Origin of the sequence: Bacillus sp. PS237, from assembly GCF_037963345.1 — a bacterium.
GTDB classification, from domain to species: Bacteria; Bacillota; Bacilli; order Bacillales; family Bacillaceae; genus Bacillus; species Bacillus subtilis.
The window spans coordinates 1,034,598-1,054,916 of record NZ_CP150156.1 but is presented as its reverse complement, the minus strand read 5'-3'; the positions used below and the strand labels follow the sequence as shown (position 1 = coordinate 1,054,916).

23 protein-coding genes are annotated in these 20,319 nt (G+C 43.9%); 9 read left to right on the top strand and 14 right to left on the bottom strand.

All coding sequences use genetic code 11. The features are described from left to right. Window positions 1–23: 23 nt before the first annotated feature. On the top strand, window positions 24–635 hold the full coding sequence (locus NST22_RS05445; protein WP_003239501.1) for an HTH-type transcriptional regulator Hpr: 612 nt from the start codon (window positions 24–26) through the stop codon (window positions 633–635). On the opposite strand, the gene NST22_RS05440 is transcribed toward NST22_RS05445, so the two are convergent. Further along, window positions 632–973, bottom strand: coding sequence for a YhaI family protein (locus NST22_RS05440; protein WP_009966921.1), 342 nt, complete (start codon window positions 971–973; stop codon window positions 632–634). The genes NST22_RS05445 and NST22_RS05440 overlap by 4 nt on opposite strands. 207 nt (window positions 974–1,180) lie before the next feature. On the opposite strand from NST22_RS05440, the gene NST22_RS05435 reads away from it, so the two are divergent. Further along, on the top strand, window positions 1,181–1,699 hold the full coding sequence (locus NST22_RS05435) for a DUF3267 domain-containing protein (protein WP_003245590.1): 519 nt from the start codon (window positions 1,181–1,183) through the stop codon (window positions 1,697–1,699). A 107-nt stretch (window positions 1,700–1,806) separates the two neighbouring features. Next, window positions 1,807–1,989, top strand: coding sequence for a hypothetical protein (locus NST22_RS05430; RefSeq protein ID WP_024571667.1), 183 nt, complete (start codon window positions 1,807–1,809; stop codon window positions 1,987–1,989). Between the two features lie 52 nt (window positions 1,990–2,041). Here NST22_RS05430 and yhzE2 read toward each other — a convergent pair whose 3' ends face one another. Further along, window positions 2,042–2,128, bottom strand: a complete 87-nt coding sequence (gene yhzE2, locus NST22_RS05425; RefSeq protein ID WP_003155248.1) for a sporulation protein YhzE2 — start codon at window positions 2,126–2,128, stop codon at window positions 2,042–2,044. Window positions 2,129–2,252: 124 nt separating this feature from the next. Then, the gene (gene yhzE1, locus NST22_RS05420; protein WP_003327753.1) at window positions 2,253–2,339 is read right to left on the bottom strand and encodes a sporulation protein YhzE1; all 87 of its coding nucleotides are present in this window, start codon (window positions 2,337–2,339) and stop codon (window positions 2,253–2,255) included. 159 nt (window positions 2,340–2,498) lie between these two features. Between yhzE1 and prsA the strand changes: the two genes are divergently transcribed. Next, window positions 2,499–3,377, top strand: a complete 879-nt coding sequence (gene prsA / locus NST22_RS05415; protein ID WP_003245079.1) for a peptidylprolyl isomerase PrsA — start codon at window positions 2,499–2,501, stop codon at window positions 3,375–3,377. A gap of 40 nt (window positions 3,378–3,417) precedes the next feature. Here the strand turns inward: prsA and yhaL are convergent, their stop codons facing one another. The 6 genes from yhaL to NST22_RS05385 all read right to left on the bottom strand — a co-directional run bounded on the left by yhaL (window position 3,418) and on the right by NST22_RS05385 (window position 11,150). Then, window positions 3,418–3,630 (bottom strand): sporulation protein YhaL, encoded by a 213-nt coding sequence (yhaL, locus tag NST22_RS05410; protein ID WP_003233252.1) that lies wholly within the window; start codon window positions 3,628–3,630, stop codon window positions 3,418–3,420. Window positions 3,631–3,754: 124 nt separating this feature from the next. Further along, a complete protein-coding gene (gene yhaM / locus NST22_RS05405) occupies window positions 3,755–4,699 on the bottom strand; it encodes a 3'-5' exoribonuclease YhaM (RefSeq protein WP_003245698.1) in 945 nt (314 codons plus the stop codon). Window positions 4,700–4,772: 73 nt separating this feature from the next. Then, window positions 4,773–7,664 carry a DNA repair/recombination ATPase SbcE gene (sbcE, locus tag NST22_RS05400; RefSeq protein WP_003233256.1) on the bottom strand — a complete coding sequence of 964 codons (2,892 nt, stop codon included), beginning with the start codon at window positions 7,662–7,664 and terminating at the stop codon, window positions 4,773–4,775. A gap of 4 nt (window positions 7,665–7,668) precedes the next feature. Beyond that, window positions 7,669–8,895, bottom strand: coding sequence for an exonuclease SbcCD subunit D (locus NST22_RS05395; RefSeq protein WP_003233258.1), 1,227 nt, complete (start codon window positions 8,893–8,895; stop codon window positions 7,669–7,671). Between the two features lie 106 nt (window positions 8,896–9,001). Continuing rightward, window positions 9,002–10,261: an ABC transporter permease gene (locus NST22_RS05390; protein ID WP_003244912.1), complete on the bottom strand. Its 1,260-nt coding sequence runs from the start codon at window positions 10,259–10,261 to the stop codon at window positions 9,002–9,004. Continuing rightward, window positions 10,254–11,150: an ABC transporter ATP-binding protein gene (locus NST22_RS05385; RefSeq protein ID WP_003233262.1), complete on the bottom strand. Its 897-nt coding sequence runs from the start codon at window positions 11,148–11,150 to the stop codon at window positions 10,254–10,256. Before NST22_RS05385 ends, NST22_RS05390 begins: the two co-directional genes overlap by 8 nt. A gap of 126 nt (window positions 11,151–11,276) precedes the next feature. Between NST22_RS05385 and NST22_RS05380 the strand changes: the two genes are divergently transcribed. After that, on the top strand, window positions 11,277–11,462 hold the full coding sequence (locus NST22_RS05380) for a YhzD family protein (RefSeq protein WP_003233264.1): 186 nt from the start codon (window positions 11,277–11,279) through the stop codon (window positions 11,460–11,462). A 20-nt stretch (window positions 11,463–11,482) separates the two neighbouring features. Here the strand turns inward: NST22_RS05380 and NST22_RS05375 are convergent, their stop codons facing one another. Further along, complete coding sequence (locus NST22_RS05375) at window positions 11,483–12,250, bottom strand: enoyl-CoA hydratase (protein ID WP_003245167.1); 768 nt, start codon at window positions 12,248–12,250, stop codon at window positions 11,483–11,485. 164 nt (window positions 12,251–12,414) lie between these two features. Here NST22_RS05375 and khtS point away from each other — a divergent pair, with 164 nt between their 5' ends. The 3 genes from khtS (at window position 12,415) to khtU (ending at window position 14,538) form a co-directional block, all read left to right on the top strand. Then, entirely contained in the window at window positions 12,415–12,753 is a 339-nt protein-coding gene (gene khtS / locus NST22_RS05370; RefSeq protein WP_010886463.1) for a K(+)/H(+) antiporter modulator KhtS, read from the top strand. A gap of 63 nt (window positions 12,754–12,816) precedes the next feature. Next, window positions 12,817–13,314, top strand: a complete 498-nt coding sequence (gene khtT, locus NST22_RS05365) for a K(+)/H(+) antiporter subunit KhtT (protein ID WP_003233269.1) — start codon at window positions 12,817–12,819, stop codon at window positions 13,312–13,314. Between the two features lie 6 nt (window positions 13,315–13,320). Next, window positions 13,321–14,538: a K(+)/H(+) antiporter subunit KhtU gene (gene khtU, locus NST22_RS05360; protein ID WP_003233272.1), complete on the top strand. Its 1,218-nt coding sequence runs from the start codon at window positions 13,321–13,323 to the stop codon at window positions 14,536–14,538. A 17-nt stretch (window positions 14,539–14,555) separates the two neighbouring features. On the opposite strand, the gene NST22_RS05355 is transcribed toward khtU, so the two are convergent. Then, window positions 14,556–16,061, bottom strand: coding sequence for a coproporphyrinogen III oxidase (locus NST22_RS05355; protein ID WP_003245132.1), 1,506 nt, complete (start codon window positions 16,059–16,061; stop codon window positions 14,556–14,558). 111 nt (window positions 16,062–16,172) lie between these two features. Further along, window positions 16,173–17,039, bottom strand: coding sequence for a Cof-type HAD-IIB family hydrolase (locus NST22_RS05350; RefSeq protein WP_003233277.1), 867 nt, complete (start codon window positions 17,037–17,039; stop codon window positions 16,173–16,175). A gap of 485 nt (window positions 17,040–17,524) precedes the next feature. Between NST22_RS05350 and NST22_RS05345 the strand changes: the two genes are divergently transcribed. Then, a complete protein-coding gene (locus NST22_RS05345; RefSeq protein ID WP_003245738.1) occupies window positions 17,525–18,598 on the top strand; it encodes a DNA alkylation repair protein in 1,074 nt (357 codons plus the stop codon). Between the two features lie 43 nt (window positions 18,599–18,641). Here NST22_RS05345 and NST22_RS05340 read toward each other — a convergent pair whose 3' ends face one another. Together NST22_RS05340 and NST22_RS05335 are read right to left on the bottom strand one after the other, a co-directional pair. Then, a complete protein-coding gene (locus tag NST22_RS05340) occupies window positions 18,642–18,995 on the bottom strand; it encodes a YlbF family regulator (RefSeq protein WP_003224239.1) in 354 nt (117 codons plus the stop codon). A gap of 92 nt (window positions 18,996–19,087) precedes the next feature. Then, on the bottom strand, window positions 19,088–20,221 hold the full coding sequence (locus NST22_RS05335) for a DUF445 domain-containing protein (protein ID WP_003245756.1): 1,134 nt from the start codon (window positions 20,219–20,221) through the stop codon (window positions 19,088–19,090). Window positions 20,222–20,319 lie beyond the last annotated feature (98 nt).

The window sequence follows — 20,319 nt, the reverse complement described above, 5'->3', positions numbered from 1 at the left end:
GAAAAAGAGAAGCAGGTGACGTAATGAATCGAGTGGAACCGCCCTATGATGTGAAAGAAGCTCTGGTTTTCACCCAGAAAATGGCTCAGCTTAGCAAGGCTCTTTGGAAATCGATCGAGAAGGATTGGCAGCAATGGCTCAAACCGTATGACCTGAATATTAATGAGCATCATATTTTATGGATTGCGTATCAATTGAATGGAGCTTCCATTTCTGAAATCGCGAAATTCGGGGTCATGCACGTATCAACCGCATTCAACTTTTCAAAAAAGCTGGAAGAACGGGGATATTTAAGGTTCTCCAAACGGCTGAATGATAAACGGAACACATATGTCCAATTGACTGAGGAAGGTACCGAGGTATTCTGGAGCTTGCTTGAGGAATTTGATCCGACACGCAACGCTGTTTTTAAAGGGTCACAGCCTTTATATCATTTATTCGGAAAATTTCCTGAAGTGGCAGAAATGATGTGTATGATACGCCATATCTACGGCGATGATTTTATGGAAATTTTCGAAACGTCACTCACCAATATTGACAATGACTTTGAAAGCGTAAACGGAAAATTGAAGAAAAAAGCAAAGGACAGTGCGGCGGATGAACCGGCTGAAGAGCTCGAACCTGTAAACAGTTAATCAAAATGCTTCATGATGTCGATAAAGACTTCCATCAGCTCTTGATAAAGCCCCTGCTCATACAGGGCAAAAATTGTTTCATGAACATCTAATTTTTCATTCAGCTGTCCGGCAAAAAGCGCAAGGAGCTTATCAAAGGTTACAAATCCTTGCGCTTTTTGTGTTGCCAGCTCTTCCGACAATTCGTCGCATATCCTCATAACCGCTTCCCCTTCTTCCTTGCTCAGCCCTTTATCAATGAGAAGCGCATAGAAGGGGTACCTGTCCATATCTACTGTTTTCACTAATAATTGTATGTAATATTCTAATCGCTCAATGCGATGATCCATCGAATCCATCCACACCACTTCTTTCTATCTTTAATCTTATTTTAGCTGATAATTCACTGAGAAGAAAGTTCTAACCCCATATTTCGCAGTTTGTTTGCTTGTTTCAAAAAAATACCTGCCGGATGATATTTTTTCTTAAAAAAGCATTGATTTTTTCTCTTGGGAGGAGTAAATTATTTTGAGATTCTATTCAAGATGTATGGAAGGATGACTTTGATGAATTGCTGGAAGACCATAAATCTCATGAAGGATTATGGCGCCGTTCGCATAATATTAACTGCTGTATGTTTTATGATTTTGGTTTTTATATCTACCTTTTTAGCTTTTGAGCTGCTGCGGCCTGGCACAAGCTTAAGCGATGAATATGTATCTTTATTCGGCGGTTTGCTCGTCGTTATTTTATTTGTACATAAAGTCATCCATGTCCTGCCAATCATCTGCAAAAAAAGAAAAATAGAAAAAAAGTTTTACATATTGCGCATGCGCACATGGAAACGTATACCAAAAACAACAATGCTGATTTCACTCGTCAGCCCGTTCTTGCTGATTACACCGGTATTGTTTTACGCAGCACTGGCATTTCCGAATCACGCTCATTATTTTTGCATGATCTCGGGCATTCACGCCGGCTACTGTCTGCCTGATTTCCTGCTGGCTCTCAAGCTGATAAAAGCACCGAAAACCGCTTTTATTGATCAGGAAGCTGACGGCTTGGATATTCTTGTTGAAAAGTAGTCAAACCCTGGTGCTGGTGGCGATTTTTCAATTTGCATTCTATCTTTTTTAATAAATATTTGGTAATGTAATATGGGACAGTTCAGAGAGAGGGGGAATCTCCCATCATTTTATTCTATTTTATCGTGGCTGCCGTGTTTATTTTATATTTCATAAACAGGCTCACCAATACATTATGCCTTGTCAGAGAGATTCCTGAAGAGCGGCAAGATAAGGTATTCCGATTTATTAATGTATCTATATTAATTTTACTGATCTCTTCGTTTGTGGAGATCTCCTTTACAGTGTAAATACGAAAGAAAGCATAGCTGCTGATTAAGCAGCTATGCTTTTTTATGTTGATTAGTACAGCCAAGAAGCGCCGATGATAATCAATAAAATAAATAACACAACCAATAAAGCGAATCCGCCTGCAAATACTTCACCCATCTTAAATAGCACCTCCTGTAATAAGCTTTATTTACCAATTACATGTTATGCAATTCATGTTTGAAACGATTAGGCGCTAGTGAAAATAAAGGATCGCTTATGTTGCAAGCGATCCTCGGGCTGCTTAGTAGATGTAAGCTGCACCTACGATGATAAGCAAAATGAACAGTACTACGAGCAACGCGAATCCGTTAGAGTATCCTCCGCTCATGTTACATACCTCCTTTTCTTGATCAATATATAAGTATGTCATCAGCAAAAGTTTGACTAGACGAATGCCCTTTATTTAAAATCTTTTTACAGAAAGCCACAATATGTTATGATACGCATAGGTAATTTAATTTGGAATGATTAGGAGTGTTTGAAAACAATGAAGAAAATCGCAATAGCAGCTATCACTGCTACAAGCATCCTCGCTCTCAGTGCTTGCAGCAGCGGCGACAAAGAAGTTATCGCAAAAACAGACGCAGGCGATGTCACAAAAGGCGAGCTTTACACAAACATGAAGAAAACAGCTGGCGCAAGCGTACTGACACAGCTAGTGCAAGAAAAAGTATTGGACAAGAAGTATAAAGTTTCGGATAAAGAAATTGACAACAAGCTGAAAGAATACAAAACGCAGCTTGGCGATCAATATACTGCCCTCGAAAAGCAATATGGCAAAGATTACCTGAAAGAACAAGTAAAATATGAATTGCTGACACAAAAAGCGGCTAAAGATAACATCAAAGTAACAGACGCCGATATCAAAGAGTACTGGGAAGGCTTAAAAGGCAAAATCCGTGCAAGCCACATCCTTGTTGCTGATAAAAAGACAGCTGAAGAAGTAGAGAAAAAGCTGAAAAAAGGCGAGAAGTTTGAAGACCTTGCGAAAGAATACTCAACAGACAGCTCTGCTTCAAAAGGCGGGGATCTTGGCTGGTTCGCAAAAGAAGGCCAAATGGACGAAACATTCAGCAAAGCTGCATTCAAATTAAAAACAGGTGAAGTCAGTGATCCTGTCAAAACGCAATACGGCTACCATATCATTAAAAAGACAGAAGAACGCGGCAAATATGATGATATGAAAAAAGAACTGAAATCTGAAGTGCTTGAACAAAAATTAAATGACAACGCAGCTGTTCAGGAAGCTGTTCAAAAAGTCATGAAGAAGGCTGACATCGAAGTAAAAGATAAAGATCTGAAAGACACATTTAATACATCTTCAACAAGCAACAGCACTTCTTCATCTTCAAGCAATTCTAAATAATAAAAAAAGCTGTGCGGCTCATTGAGCCGCACAGCTTTTTTTATGCGATGGAATGGTTTTGATTTTCTTCTTCATGCTGCTGAGAACTGCGGCGTTCTCGCTCCTTTTCCATCCTCTCCATATAAATCTGTCCTTCTTTTTCAATAAAAGCCTGGTCTACTTTTTCTTCCTCTTTGGCTGCCGCCACAAGTTTATATGCGCTGAAAATGATGCCTACAATACAAAGATACACCCACCACGGAAAAAATAACACGGGCTCCTCCCCCTTTGCATAGATTCTTTATTCTTAACCATATGCGGGAATGAGACGAGTTATGTGCGGGAAAGACGCATCAAAAAGGACTGAGCTGAATATGTCAGCATCAGTCCTTTTTAAGTTATTTATGAAATGTCGGTTTATAAAAGGAACGGTTTTCCAGTGCAAATACACGTTCAGTATACTCGCCCGGCTTCACGCGCTCAAGCGCTCTGTCCATCATATTCATTTTTGCATCCAGATTGTCTATATAGTGAAGAATTTCCGCTTCTTTCACCATAGGCGGTTTCGGGCTGCCCCATTCTGCTTTGCCGTGGTGACTCAAAATCAAATGCTGAAGAATTAACACCTCTTCAGAATCGATTTGAAGCTCCTCAGCCGCTTTTGAAAGCTCTGTCACCATGATGGAAATATGGCCGAGCAAATTGCCTTCAACCGTATATGAAGTGGAAACAGGGCCGGACAGCTCCTTCACTTTTCCAAGATCATGCAGGATAACACCGGCGTAAAGCAGATCACGATCAAGAGAAGGATATAAATCTGCTATTGCTTTCGCCAGGTTCAGCATAGAGACAACATGATACGCCAAACCTGAGACAAACTCATGGTGGTTTTTCGTAGCCGCCGGATAATCCATAAACTCAGCTTCGTGTTTTTTAACCAAAAACCTTGTGATTCGCTGGATATTCGGATTTTTCATTTCAAATATATATTGAGTGATGGTATCCATCATTTCATTTTTCGGAATCGGCGCGGTTTCTAAAAAATCATCAATATTGACGTTTTCTTGCTCGCTTACCGGTCTGATATTTCTTAGCTTCAGCTGGGTGCGTCCGCGATAATGGTGAACATCGCCGACGACCTTGACAATCGTCTGCGGCGCATAGGTCACTTCATCACTTTGCTTGGCATCCCACAGCTTCGCTTCAATATCGCCTGACTGGTCTTGCAGCATCAGCGTCAGAAACGGTTTTCCATTGCTTGCAATCCCTTTCGTCGAGGATTTAATCAATAGATACTGGTCCACCTGTTCGCCAACCTCATGTAGCATAATCCCTTTAGCCATTCTATTAAAGCTCCCTCCGTATCTTACATAATACCAGTATATCACATACCGATTTTCAGCTATAGAACCTCTTTTATGACACCAAATGGATGATTTGGCTGCTATGAAATGCATCTTTTACGTGCTCATGGCATGTAAAATACAAAATCTGCCTACCGCCTTCAGATAAATCATACAGAACATGTAATACACGTTTCAGCCTTTCCTGATCAAAATGAACAAAACTGTCGTCAAGCTGGAACGGAAGCTTTGACTCACCCTGGCGCGTAACGGCCAAAGCAAAGCGGATCGCTGTATACAGCTGTTCACACGTCCCTTGTGACAGCTCTTCCGCATGATAGACAGTGCCATCGCGATGCATAACCATGATCGAATCATCCGTTTCGGAAAAATAAATGGTTTGGTAGTTTCCGTCAGTCAGAGGACGGAAAAATTCTCCTGCCGTCTCCAGAAGGCGCGGAAGCTCGATTTTTTTATGCCGCTCCAATTTGTTTCTGATCACCTGTTTGACCATTTGTATGGAGGCCCATTTTTTAGCCGTTTCTTTCACACGTTCTTTTTGCATTTCGGTTTGAAGCTTGAGGTCTGAGACCATTCCCGAAGCCTCTAATTGTTCCTGTTTGACTGAGAGCAGTGCGATTTGGCTGCGGAGCTGCTCGATCTCCTCAGTCAGCCGCTCTTTTCTTTCATTCTCAACAAATTGCTTATCTTTCAATTCAGAAAGCGTATTGGAATCCGCCAGTTCAAGTTCCTCCGGGTACCCGCCTTGAAGCTGTGCGTTTACGTGATGAAGCTTGTTCTCCGTATCCTTCAATTGCCTGCTGATGGCGGCTATGGCAAAAAACGCATCTCTGTCTTTTGCAGCAGCCGCGGCAAATAACTGTTCAATCTGTGCGTGGAAATACTGTATTTCTTGCTCAAGTTCAAGCATCTGTTCCTTTGTATAATGAATATCTGTTTCAATTTCCTTTTTTTGCTTCTCAATTTCTTTTTCACGTTCAATGTTTTTCCGCAATGTGTGAAGGGCGTCCGAAATGGAGATATCCTGACTCTGATTCACGGGAAGAAGCATACTGACGCGTTCTTCGAATGTTCTCCGGTGCTTTTTCAGCCTGCCTGCTTCTATGGTCAGCTCATGCTTTTTCTTCACTTCTTTTTTAACATCCTTCATTAAGCTGTATGCATCAAGCAAAAATGATGGATCTTCCTTAAATCCGAGCTCATTCATAAAACGCTCAACCTGTGTAAAGGACGGCGCCATTTCGGCTTCCCACTGTTCAAACTGCTGGATGACCCTTTCATACGCCGCCTCTTTTTGCTGGAGCGCTGCACGCTGTGTGAGAAGGTGCTGCTTATTGCGGTCATCCTCCCATAACGCTTCTCTAAGCATTTCAGCTTCTGCTGGTGAAATATCCGTCATGGGCTGTCTTGTCTCTCGGCTGTTTCGAGAAGACGACTTTCCTGAAACAAGCCAATACACAATAAGTGCAGCGCCGAAACTTATGGCGGGAATCCATTGCTGCAGCAGAGAAAAGAGAACGATGAACAACATACCAGCTGCAATGACAGTCTTTTTCTGTTTAGCCTGCTGTCTTTCAAAAAACGTTAGCTGTTCTCTGAGCTTCGCTTGCTCTTGGTGCTGCCCCTGTGTTTCATCATATGCTCTAAGAGCTGCTTCTTTATCTTTTCTTTGGCTGTTTTCAAGAATCGCGGACGAAGCGGCACGAACGGCCTTTTCCGCGTCTTCCAGCTCTTGCCGGGCAAGTTCAAACGTCTCGTCAAGCTGCCGTTTTCTGTCTCTTGCCTGTACATATTGCTGCACCGCTTGCTGAAGCTGCCATTCATAATCATATGAGGTGTTCATATTCAGGAGCTCATTTTCATCCGTTTTATTGAGCTGTTCCAGCCCTGCCGCTGTCTGCGCAGACGTCTGGCGCAGCTGTGCCTGAATGGCTGCCAGCTGTTCTCCCCAGGATTGGTACATATGAAACGCTGCCGAAAGCTCTTGTATCAGCGTTTCTTTCGCCAATAGTTCTTTATCGGGGATAAGCTTTTGCCTCTGTTTGTCCAACTCCGCCATCTTCACCCGAAGCGCCTCAAGCTGTGCTGATTTCGGGTGAAGATGGGATTCATATTTTTCCAGCTGATGCAGTCCGTCAGCAGGAAATTGTCCTGCGTGTTCCGGAAATTCTGCAATCACCTGTTCGAGTGTCGCTTTTTCATTTAGCAGCGGCTTTCGCTCAATCGCTCCCTCAATCATTCGGATATGTCCCGCCGTCTCTTTCAATTCGGTTTCCGCGGCTGCAAGGCGGGCTTCAAGCGTTCGTTTTTCCTCGAGAAGCTGATGATAGCCCGCTTCCTCTGCTTCAGCCTGTTTTAGCTTAACTGCCAGCTGCTTAAGCGTTTCCAGCTCCTGATTCAATTGAGGGTTTCGCCCATTTGGTTTATAGAGCCTTTCGCTTTCCTTCGTCAGCCTTGAATCAAGCTTTGATACGGCTTCAGCACCAAACAAGCTGGAAAAGAGCAAAAATTCCCCTATCTTGTCCCGATTAAAGGCGTGAATTTCCTGCAGCCCGAATACGTCGAACGAATATATGGCTTTGTACAACGACCTGTCTGTGCCCTGGAACAGCTGCTTTAAAACATCTCCCTGCTTTACTTCGCCCTTTTCTGTGTACACGCTTAGTTTTTCGGCAGTCCCTTTCGTCCGTTCGATCTTCAGCACCCCATACTCAGGATGTTCAGCTTCAAGAACACCGCCGTAGACACCGCCTGTTTTCGGTTCATACTTTTTCGTTTTCGGAAAACCGAACAGCATGCTTTCAATGAATGACATCATCGTCGTTTTTCCTGCCTCATTTAATCCGTAGATGACTTGGACAGGAGAGGCGGAAAAGTCAAAGGTCCGATTGGAAAATTTTCCGTATTGGTAGATATGTAAAGATATAATTCGCAAAGCTGTCACCGCCTCATGTATCAAGCACCTTAAGCTGTCTTTTCAATATTATCTGTGCCTGCTCTTTTATTTCCTTTACCTCCTCTTGGCTAAACCGGTCCGCGTGCCTTCTATACACTGGATGCCGCTCAAGCCCTTCCAGCACGTCTGACAGATCGCTGCGATCAATGTCTTCAAATAAACCGCCAAAAAAAGGATCAAGGTTTGTTAGGTTTGCTTCGTTTTCTGTCTCATCGTCCAATCTAAGAGGCCAAACGAAACGTTCCTCTTCCGCTTCTTGTTCCTGAAGAGCTTCAAGAAACTCATCCAAGGTGCCTTTTGGCGCCTCCAGCAGCCATTCCGGCGCCGTCCCTTGTAAAACAAGCCTTACACAAACAGGGCTCCCCTTTTTCCGCAGCTTCGAAAACGTGTCCTCCACCATTTGGAAGAGGGCTGTCATATTCTTTGCCTCCGTCACATCAACCGCCGCTTTTTCCCACAGGACATCATGCGCTCTCTGAAATTCATAAGATATATCTCCGTTTGTCACATGAACGAGATAATAGCCTTTATCTCCCGTCTCCTTTATATGGCGTGCTTGCGTGTTTCCCGGGTAAATGACTGCCGGATGCTCGGCAGATAGAACCTGGCGTTTATGTATATGGCCAAGCGCCCAATAATCCATCCCGCTTTTCACGAGGTCGTCATGTGTAAACGGGCAATACGGATCGTGTCCTTCAGATCCTGACAGCGTGCCGTGGAGCATGCCGATATGAAACGGTGCGTCAGTTGATCTCCGATAGCGGGCGGCTTGGTTTTCCATCAATGCTCTGGCTTGATAGCTGAAGCCGTAAATGCTTGCTATGCGCCTGCCTTCTTTAAAAAACGATTTTTCTTCTGGAACAGCGGACGAAAAAATATGGACATTCTCAGGCCATTCAATCGGCGTCCACTCCCCGCCAAGATGATCGTGATTCCCAAAGATGACGTATACCGAAATTCCGCACTCTCTGAGTCTTTCAAACTGTTTTTTCAAAAAGAGCTGAGCCTTTAAGCTTCGATTGGCTTCATCAAACAGATCTCCCGCAAGCAAAATGAAATCAACGTGCTCTCTCACTGCGGCGTCTATCATATGTCTCACGCTTGCAAACGTGCTTTCTTTAATCCGGGCAAAAATCGGCTCCGGCAGATGCGATATCCCGTAAAACGGGCTGTCAAGATGAAGATCTGCCGCATGAATAAAGGTTAGATCAGTCAACATTCTGCTCCTTTCCAGGATGAAGTACCCTTATTTTAGCACCGAATTCTTGCGAATGCACGTTCTGTCAATAAAGAAACAGCCTGAGAATCCCCAGGCTGTTTTCCAATCAGTTTTTCGCTAAACGTAGCGCTTGTTTGATCGCTTTGAACGCGCTTGAATTGCCGTAAATTAATACACCGCCTTTATAAATTCTGGCGCCGATAACGGCCAGTATGACAATGGTGAGCAGTGTGATTCCGATTCCGACAGCCGCCTGCCAGAACGGAATATCAAGCATGCCGACGCGCAGGAACATAATCATTGGCGTAAAGAACGGAATAAACGAAGTTACCGTAATAAATCCTGCGTCAGGCGCATTCAAACCGAACATCGCGATCATAAAACCGGCGACAACCAAAAGCGTCATCGGCGTGATCGTTTGCTGCACGTCCTCTATTCTGCTGACGACACTGCCGAGAAACGCGGCAAGTGTCGCGTACAAAAAGTATCCGAGCAAAAAGAAAATGACAGCATAGATGACAGTGGTTGCAGATACGTCGGTCAAATTAAGGAATCCGCCGACAGATGAAGCCGTTTCGCTCTTTTGGTTCAGCTTAAGCGACAGAGAGCCGGCTCCTATAATAATAGCAAGCTGTGTGATCCCGACAAGCCCGATACCAAGCAGCTTTGCAAACATTTGCTGGATCGGCGGCATACTTGAGATCAGGATTTCCATAACTCGCGAAGATTTTTCGGTTGCGACCTCCATCGCTATCATGCTGGCATACATAATCACCGAGAAATAAATGACGAACAGCATAATGTAAACAAGCCCTACCGTCTGGCCAAGCTCTTCCTCAGACTTTGCCCCTTCTTTCAGCGCCTTCTGCCCCACAGTAACAGGCGCATAAAGGCTGCTAATCGTTTCCTGCGACACGCCGAGCTCCGCTGTTCCGACAGCTGTTTTGGTTTGCGTCAGCGCCTGCTGCAGTGTTTGATACGTGCTTTCATCAGAAATCGTTAACGCTTTATATGTTCCTGAAATGGTCCCTTTTTCATCTCGTTTGATGATGAGCATGCCATCGAGTGATTCATCTTTGACTTGCTTTGTGACCTCATCCTCCGATTGCTTCGACAGCTTCACATCAAGATCGCCGTCTGTATCCACCGCTTTCAGCTGCTTAGAAAAAACCGGATATAATTCGTTTGTTTCATCAACAACGGCGATTTTTTCTTTCGCATCGTCACCTTGAAACAAAGAAATGATCGACTCCAGATTCGTTACAACTAAAACAAGCAGCACCGTGATGACAGTCGAAATAATAAAGGATTTTGCCATAATCTTATTTTTGTATGTATGAGAAAGCATGATCCAAAATTTATTCATAGACGGCCCCCACCTTTTCTATAAAAATATCATGCAGTGACGGCTCTTCAAGCTCAAACTTTCTGATAAACCCTTTTCCTTGGAGCATCGCAAAAATCTCTTGAGAAATGTCTTCATTGGCAATCTGCAGCTTGACGCCGTCTGCCGTTTCCTTCCATTGAAGAATGCCTTCATGGGACTGCAAAAAGCGCAGATCGTCATCGGAGTGAATGGTAACATTCTTTTTACCGAAAGAACGCTTGATCTCCTTCAGCTTGCCTTGTACAACCGGTTTTCCTTTCTGCAATATGCAAAGGTTCTCACAAAGCTCCTCCACATGTTCCATCCGATGGCTTGAAAATAAAATAGAAACACCGCTGTTTTTCAGCGAGATCACGGCCTCTTTTAGCAGCTCAACATTGACAGGGTCCAAGCCGCTGAATGGTTCATCAAGAATCAGGAGCTCCGGCTTATGCAAAACTGCCGAAATGAATTGGATTTTCTGCTGATTCCCCTTCGAAAGCTCTTCCACCTTCTTATTCTCGTAATCTGTAATATTGAAGCGTTCAAGCCATGTCCCGAGCTCTTTTACAGCCTCTCGCTTCTCCATCCCTTTTAATCTGGCAAGATAGACGAGCTGATCCCTTACCTTCATTTTCGGATAAAGGCCCCGCTCTTCCGGCAAATAACCGATTTTGTTGCTGATATGATAATTCACAGGACGGCCCTTCCAGCTGATTGAGCCCTCCGTAATGCTTAATAATCCTAGGATCATGCGAAACGTTGTTGTTTTTCCCGCTCCGTTTGCGCCTAATAGACCGAACATTTGCTGTTCCGGAATATCTAAGTCCAATCCGTCAACGGCTTTATAATCTCCAAATGTCTTCGTTACGTGATCAATTGTAAGCACTGAATCTCCTCCTTCCCTGACCCATTATATACTAATTTTGGATAAAGCATAATAAAGGATTTTGATTTCCTTTTTAGAATATAAATGAAGAAAGACTGATAAACCTTAAAATGGAGGAGAAACCTGATGGCTGATTATTTCCTTACCGTATTTGATCCTTCGGGGAACACGCTGGTAAACGAGCAATTCGAGGCAGAACATGAAGAAGCGGCAAAAACGCATGGTGAAGCCCTCTTAAAAGAAAAAGAGCTTCATAGTCATACTCATCGTTTAGTCAATGCAGCCGGAAAGCTGATTTTGTTTCACAGATGATCAGCTTTCCGGCTGATCTGTTACGCTTGAAACTTCGGCTCCCGTTTTTCTAAAAAGGCACGGATTCCTTCTTGGTGATCCTTGGTCCTTCTCATTCTCTCTTGGGCGCTGCGCTCAAGGGATAGCACTTTTTTCAGTTCTTCAATTTGGAGGCTTTGAAAAATACCTTTCGTTTCGATCATCGCCAAAAGAGGGGAGGCCAACAGGGTTTCGATAATGGGTCTTGCGCCTTCGGCAGGGTCTCCGGCAAATGTCCCATCAAGAAGCCCCATATCGGCAGCTTCCGAGGCAGATAGTTTTTTTCCGCTCCAAATCAGTTTTTTCGCTTTTGCTTCACCGATTCTTTTCTTCAGCAAATAATGTCCTCCGCCGTCCGGAACAAGCCCAATGCCGATAAAATTCATCGCGAGAACGGCGTTTTTTTCAGCGAGCACAATGTCCGCACAAAGCGCCAAACTCAGGCCCAGTCCCGCAGCAGCACCATGAATGGCTGCAATTGTCACTTTCTTCATCTGATATAAATTCAGGGTGACAGCCTCAATCGTATCCATCAGCCGTTTAAATTGGTCAGGGTCATGCTCTGACGTCATCATCCTGATATCACCGCCGGCCGAAAAGCCTTTCCCGCTTCCTCTCAGGAGAACGATGAGCGCCTCGCTTGCAGCCGCCATTTCGACTGCCTCCTTCAATTCAGACAGCATCTGTTCATTCAGGGCGTGATGGGCATCAGGCCGATTCAGGATAATCTCTGCAACGGCCCCATTACATGCATATTGAACAAACTCCATTAAAAGCACCTCCATGTATGCGCTTACTTTTTTCTTTCTCCTATACATTCCCCGCCATCCCCAAATAAACCTTTTTATTTTTCAAGGTCAATAGATACTGAAAAATGCATATTGTTTGAATGGAAACATAAAGTTTTATATAGTGAAAAAGAAGGGATATCTTGATGAGAAGGGAGGAAAGGAACATGGATAAATTGCTGATCAGTTTTCTGTTAAGTTTATTTATGGTGTACTTTCCCCCTTCGGACGTGGTTCTGCCTTCCCAGTTTGAAGCAAGCACTGACAGCTATGTGCCTATGTCTTCATATCCGCAGGAAACACAATCGGCAAAAACGCCATCGCCGGGCAGCATGCACCCGGCTGAGCTGATCAAAGAGTACAGCCCGCTGGCGCAGTCTGTCAGGCAGCTCTCTGTCAAACCACTTGACGAACCGCTGATAAACAGGCTGGAAAAGGCTTTGGCCGTCCCTGTCAAATACCAGTCTAATTACCTCCGAATATAATTTGCTCAAGTTTTATTTGTAACTCACCCCATACTGCCAACACTACATTCGGAGGGATTTTCATTGAATATTAAAGAAAACGATCTGCCGGGCATCGGCAAAAAGTTTGAAATCGAAACAAGAAGCCACGAAAAAATGACGATTATCATTCATGATGACGGAAGAAGGGAAATTTACCGGTTTAATGACCGGGACCCGGATGAGCTTCTTTCAAATATTTCATTGGATGATTCTGAAGCAAGGCAAATTGCAGCTATTCTCGGGGGCATGGTCTATAAACCGCAAGCTCTGGAGTCCATCGAAATGGCCTTCAGCGATCTTATTATTGAATGGTTTAAGGTCGAAAAAGGCGCCAAATCGATCGGACGCACACTCGGTGAGCTTGATGTTCGCCAGAATTACGATGTCACTGTTATTGCGATTATCAAACACAACCAGGAAAAGCTCCTAAATCCCGGAGCGGATTCGATTATTGAAGAAAATGACACCCTTGTCCTCTCAGGTGAGAGAAAGCATCTGAAGAAACTGATTCACGATTTTCTTTCTGGAGAGGGCGTGTGAGCCCCGATGGACCATCTTGTATTTGAAGTCGGAACTGCACTTGTGCTTGTGGCAATCGCCAGTGTGATCGCCAATAAAATTAAATTTTCGATTATTCCGTTTCTGATTGTGCTGGGAATGCTTGTTGGACCGCACGCGCCGAAAATGGGGATTATTGATCTAACATTTATTCAAAGCAGTGAAATCATCGAGTTTTTCGGGCGAATGGGCGTACTGTTCCTCCTCTTCTATCTCGGACTCGAATTCTCTGTCGGGAAGTTAATCAAATCAGGAAAATCAATCGCGGTCGGCGGGACGATTTATATTTTGATTAACTTCAGCCTCGGACTGCTTTACGGGTTTATCACCGGATTTTCCTTTCTGGAAGTCCTCATCCTCGCAGGCGTCATCACAATCTCGTCAAGTGCGATTGTCGCAAAAGTGCTCGTTGATTTAAAAAGAACCGCCAACCCGGAAACCGAATTGATTCTCGGCATCATCATGTTTGAAGATATTTTCCTTGCCGTATATCTGTCCGTTGTTTCCGGCCTTATACTAGGTGATGCGACATCCGTAGGGAGTGCACTCTTGTCCATTTTGATCGCCTTCGGTTATATGCTGCTGTTTTTTATCGCAGCAAGAAAACTCCCGCCGCTGTTGAACAAACTGTTGGACATTCGCTCAAACGAAGTGTTTATTATCGTCATTTTCGCAGCACTCTTTTTTATCGCCGGTTTTTCAGAGACGATTCATGTAGCAGAAGCAATCGGCGCGCTGCTGCTCGGTTTGGTCTTTTCAGAAACAGAGCATTCCGATAGGATTGAACACCTCGTTGTTCCGTTTCGCGACTTCTTCGGTGCGATGTTCTTTTTCAGCTTCGGCCTCAGCATCGATCCGTTTTCGCTTGGTGAAGCGGTTTGGCTTGCGTTGGGTGCAGTGATTTTGACCATTCTGGGAAATTTTATCGCCGGAATGGTGGCAGGACGACGCGCAGGGCTTTCTCATAAGGCTTCATCGAATATCGGGCTGACGATCGTATCGCGGGGAGAATTTTCGATTATCGTTGCGAATCTCGGGATAGCCGGCGGACTGTCGGCCACATTAAAGCCGTTTGCCGCATTATATGTCCTCATTCTGGCGATTTTGGGACCGCTTGTCACAAAGGAATCAAAACGAATTTACCGCTTGCTGAACAAGGTATTTAAATGGAAGCCTGAGGTTCAGCCCGCAAAAAAACAGGGATAAAAAAAGCAGCACTGTAATCAGTGCTGCTTTGTCGTTTTTTCAAAAATCTGCTCTAAATATTTGATTTTTTCGTCCGTGTAGTGCTCGAAGCGCTCATTGTACGATTTCGGATCTTTCGGATTCGCAAAATGCGTAATTTTCCCTGTATCCCGATCAATAAATTTACTAGCAGCGCCGCAGCCGATGCCAATAATCGTCTGCACCTCTTCCATAATCATAATGTTGTAGATGCTTTCTTGTCCCGGCAAAGAGTATCCGACGTTTTCAAGGTTTCCAAGAATGTTTTTCTGGCGGTATAAATAATAAGGCACGTACCCATGCTCTTTCGTCCAGGCTACCGCGTCTTCCATCATTTGAGAAACCTCTTCCCTGCCGGCAACTTTGTACTTATGCTTGTTTCTCGTCATTTCTGACGCCCGTTTAAATGAAAGAGTATGAACGGTAAGGGATTCCGGCATCAGTTTTTCTGTTTCTGAAAGACTGTGCCTGAACTCCTTCACGCCTTCCCCAGGCAAACCAATAATCAAGTCCATGTTAATATTATTCATGCCGTGCTGGCGTGACAGATGATATTTCTCAATGGTCTCTTCAACCGTATGGTGCCGCCCGATCGCCTTTAGCGTTTCGTTTTCGTAGGATTGCGGATTGATGCTGATCCGATCAATGTCATATTTGTTTAAAACGGCGAGTTTTTCTTCTGTAATCGTGTCAGGACGACCGGCCTCCACCGTAATCTCACGAATGTTTTTCACATCCGGGAAGGAGCGGACCATTTCTTCATACAGCAGATCCATCTCCTCCGCTGTAATGCTTGTCGGCGTCCCGCCGCCAAAGTAAATGGTTGTAACCTTAACATCATGCTCCTTCAGCCATTCACCGATTTTCTGCATTTCGTAATGCAGTCCCCATAGGAATGAGCCGACTCTGCCCGCCTGTCCTTGGATAGCGTACGCAGGGAATGTGCAATACGCGCATTTTGTCGGGCAGAACGGAATGCCGATATAAATGCTGACTTCATCCTTTACTCGGTACAAATCCGGCACTGCCGCCAGCTGACGGTCAACAATTTCCTGCATTAGCATGATTTTTTCATCATGAATTAAATAGTCTTTTTTCAACTCAGCATGCGCTTGCTCCTTGGACATTCCGCTTTGCAGTTTTTTATGAAGCAGCTTTGTGGGCCGGATTCCTGTGAGGATTCCCCACTTCTGCGTAATGCCCGTATGCGCCTGAAGAAGATTGAGATACACATAAGAAATTGTGTTTTTCACTTGCTTAAAAGCTTCTTTTTCAGTCATGTCTGGAGAAAAGAATTTTGTATGCTGTTCCTTTATGCCAGTACCCTTCACTTCTCCAGAAACCGTCACATGCTCATCCGTTTGTGACAACGCTAAAGAAATGACAAAATCTGCGGGCTCCTCTCCGCCATACGCAAGCTCGCACTCTTCATAAAACAAATTTGCAATATTTTGCAGAGGCCGATGCAGGCGGTCATCATGTATGCCTTCTATTTTAATTTGCAACTTCATCACCTAATTTATCAGATTCAAAACTTTCTTTAGTGTACAGAAATAAACTGCTAAAATCAATCCGGCAAAAAAGCCGCCGCACCTGTCAGGGCGCGAGCGGCTTTTTTACACACGTTTCATGTGGAACTTATCAAGAAATCCTTTTCGCTGCTGCATTCGGAAATATTCCTTCATCATATAAGCGACACCTTGCTCGTCATTGGACCTTGTAACCCAATCTGCCTTTCTCTTAATTTCCGGAACGGCATTCCCCATCGCTACCCCAAGACCGGCAAGTTCGATCATCGGCAGATCGTCATACTGATGCCCAATGGCCACGACATCATCCATACTCAGGCCCAGCTCTGAAGCGACGAGGGCCAAACCCGCTTCCTTCGAGACACCCTTCGGGACGATATTCAGTTTCTCATCGTTTACGCGAATCACGTCCACCGCAGGGAAGGCTTTTGTAATCGTTTCTGTAATGTCATGCTGAATGTCGTGCTCCGTGTACACCTCGATGACGGGTGCACTCACCGGCTCATCCATGAGGAGATCGCTTAATGATTCAACGAACTGGACTGGATAAAAGATCGGGTCAGACGGATGAATGAGTGCTTTCCCTAATAAATTCGAATTCACCTTTTTCTTGTTTCCGATGGAATACTTTTCGTGAAGAAGCCGAATATTGCATTGATAGCTCTCCAGCACTTGAACAATGTTAAAGGTATGATCATCAGAAATTCTTTTTTCAAAAAACGGGGCGTCAATTTTCTCAGCGATATATGCCCCGCTATGGGTGATCAGCTTGGCATCAAGCTTTAGCGATTTCGCTATTTTCTGTGCTGAGCGAAAATGACGGTTGGTCACAAGTGTGACGTAAATCCCTTTTTTCTTTACATATTCAATCGCGTCTTTCGTTGCCTGATGAATCTTCCCGTTCGACCGAAGCAGCGCTCCATCTATATTTAAGGCAAGCAATTGTTTTGACACAGAGATGTCCCCCTCCTTGATGACTGTACTTGTGTATAGGATATGACCCTGTCTCTGTGTTTAGAACAACCTTTTCTTAAAGCAAAAAAAGCCTGGCTCAGCAGACTTTATGTATGGCTTGTTGATAGGATACGATCGAAGCAGCCATTCTCCCTAATATCGTTATTTCGATTTACGAAAAATCATGTATCAGGAACCCCTTGTTTGACCAATGATGCGCTCCGAACACTTACTCTCTGTTGCTTATCCCCTCTATATAACGGCATGATATGCGACCGTATCCATTTGAAATAGGTAAGTGTAGGCGCTTTCAATGTTATTATCTCAGTTTTCCTTTCCGATGACAAGGGTTTTTTTAACTAAAAAAAGTAACCAACTTTTGTATATCCGTGGTAGGATCAGTTGTTAATTTTTAGGACTATACACTTGATCCAGAACGTACATTCCCATACAATATAAATAATAAACGAAAAAGCGGTGTTTATATGGCTGATTTAAAAGAAATATATAATGAAGAACTGATATCTCAGTTGATCCATCATGTAAGGTCATCCTATCCTGATTTTAACAAAAACAGATTCTTGGATACATTACGGCTGGAGGACTGGCCTGAACTCACTTTAAAAGAGCGGATGCGCCGCGTGACAGTTTCTTTATACGAAACTTTGCCAAAACAATACGTTGAAGCGCTCACAATTTTACGGGATACAGCCCCTCATTTTAAAGGACTCAGCGGAATTTTATTTCCAGATTATGTGGAACAGTACGGGTTAGCGCATTGGGAAGAATCAATAAAGGCATTGGAATCCTTTACGCAATATTCGACCTCAGAATTTGCTGTAAGGCCTTTTTTGCTGTTAGATCAAGAAAAGATGATTGCACAATTGCTTGCATGGTCTGAGCATAAAAATGAACACGTGAGAAGACTTGCGAGCGAAGGCAGCAGGCCCCGCCTGCCATGGGGAAAATCGATACCGGCTTTGAAATCGGACCCTTCCCCCGTATTGCCGATCCTTGAGAAGCTGATGCAGGACGAGTCTTTATATGTAAGAAAAAGCGTGGCCAACAACCTTAATGATATATCAAAAACGCATCCTCATTTACTGAGAAAAGTCGCAGATCAATGGTACGGAACACATCCCCATACAGACTGGATTATCAAACACGCCTATCGGACCTTATTAAAAAAGGGTGATAAACAGGCCTTAGCGCTTTTTGGTTATGAAAATGCTGATTCGATACAACTACATGATTTAACATGCCAGCCCAAACGTATAGTTATTGGCGAAAGCCTTGAATTTTCTTTCTATATTCATTCAGACAGGGATCAAAAAGTAAGAATTGAGTACGCAATTGATTTTGTAAAAGCAAGAGGCCAGCGTCATCAGAAAGTATTTAAAATAACAGAAACAAATATACGAAAAAACGAAACGAAGTCATACACAAGAATCCAATCCTTTAAGGATTTAACCACCAGAAAGCATTACAAAGGAATTCATACATTATCAGTCATCATCAATGGAGAGGTAAAAGATTCATTGGATTTCCAAGTTTGCTGAGTGAATAAAAAATCCCTTCTTATCCAAGAAGGGATTTTGCTTATTAGCCTTCAACACTGCCGTAAAGCTCTTCTAAAGGCTTCATAATGATTTTGTTCAATTCACCAATCAGCATGCTCATGCGCTGCTCCGCTTCCATCAGCTGAGAAATTTTTTCGTGCTGCTGTACAAGCGCAACTGTTTTTTGAGCCTGCGTCACTTCTTCTTGTGTAATCTCTTCTCCTGCCATTTGTTTTTGCTGGAGTCTAAGCTGTACATCACGGAAGTTTTCGAACATGCGCTTCGCTGATTCATCTGCGTTAACTTCGTCGTAAAGGTTTTTTAAACGGGTGAATTCTTCGCTCCCGCGTAATGCATTTTCCAGATCATACGCTACATCATAAAAATTAACAGCCATTGTAAATAGCTCCTTTCATCATTGCCGTTTGACATACCACTCCACTATAACAGACTATGGAGCTCCTTTCATTAATCAAAAACCATTTCTTCTTAAAAAAGGATGACAAACAATGCTTGAATCGCGCCTATAATTCCGCCGAGAAGGCCCCCCAAATAGGTAATCATTTTAAATTCTTTTTTTGAAATGGACAGCACCATTTCTTCAAGACGCTCCACCGGGAACTGATCCACCTGCTCCTTGACGATTTCCTCAAGACGCAACCGTTTTAAGACACTTTCAAGGTTGGACGAAATACCTTCAAGCAATTTGTCTAATAGTGCCGGCAGCATTTGCTGGGTCAGCTCAGATTCATAGCGGACGGTAAGCGTGCCAATCGTATTGTTGAAGAAAGGGGCAGTCGAAAATGCTTGCAGCACTCTTCGTTTCAAACTGAAAATGAGCGCCTTTGCATTCCATTTTTCATCTGCTTCATTAAACGTATACTCCCTCAGCTTGCCCCATTCGTTTTTTAAGAGATCAGAAAGCAATTTATTTGTTTCCTCATTGCGCAAGAATTTCAGCAGCTCCGGCAGCACGCGATCCGCAAGGCTTGAATTGCCAAGAAACAATTGCACCATGCTTCCAAGCATGCCGCGCTCTTTTAAAAAGTCATCAATCATATTGCCAAGACGGATTTTTCCTTCATCACTTTCAAAATAACGGACACTCCGTGACAATATATATCCTGAAATCATCGGAATTTTTTCCTCAAGCTTTTCCTGCACCTCTATAGGCACCAGCTCTTTTAACGATTGGTCCCCGTATTGGCGGAAAAGCTCATGCAGCTTATCATCGGTCCAGCTGCTGATCCATGCATCAGCAGCTTTTTCGGGGCGCTTCATCCCGGCTTTTTCAAGCGCTTCTTTTACTGTCACTTCAGAAAGTGACAGCTTTTGAATCAGCTGTTCCCCCACTCGAAGAGCCTGCGTTTTGGCTGCATCAGAGACGAGCCGCTTTTTAATGCCTTCAGGGGTTAAGAGATGATTGACTACCATCAGTCCCATTTGTTTTGCAAGTTCATCTCGCCGTCTTGGAATCAGCCCGGGCGTAAAAGGAACTCGTTTCCCAAACAAATAGTACGCTTTATACGGCCTAAACAGCATTTGAATTGCTAAATGATTGGTCACCGCTCCAATGGCAGCGCCGATCACGATCATAAAAATAAAGGTTCCTGCAATACCCATTCCTATTCATCTTCCTCCATCTGTGCTTCAGCTTTTTTCATATAGATTATGTACCTATACGTATTATAGAGGCTCATGCAATCACTTAGCAAACGAGG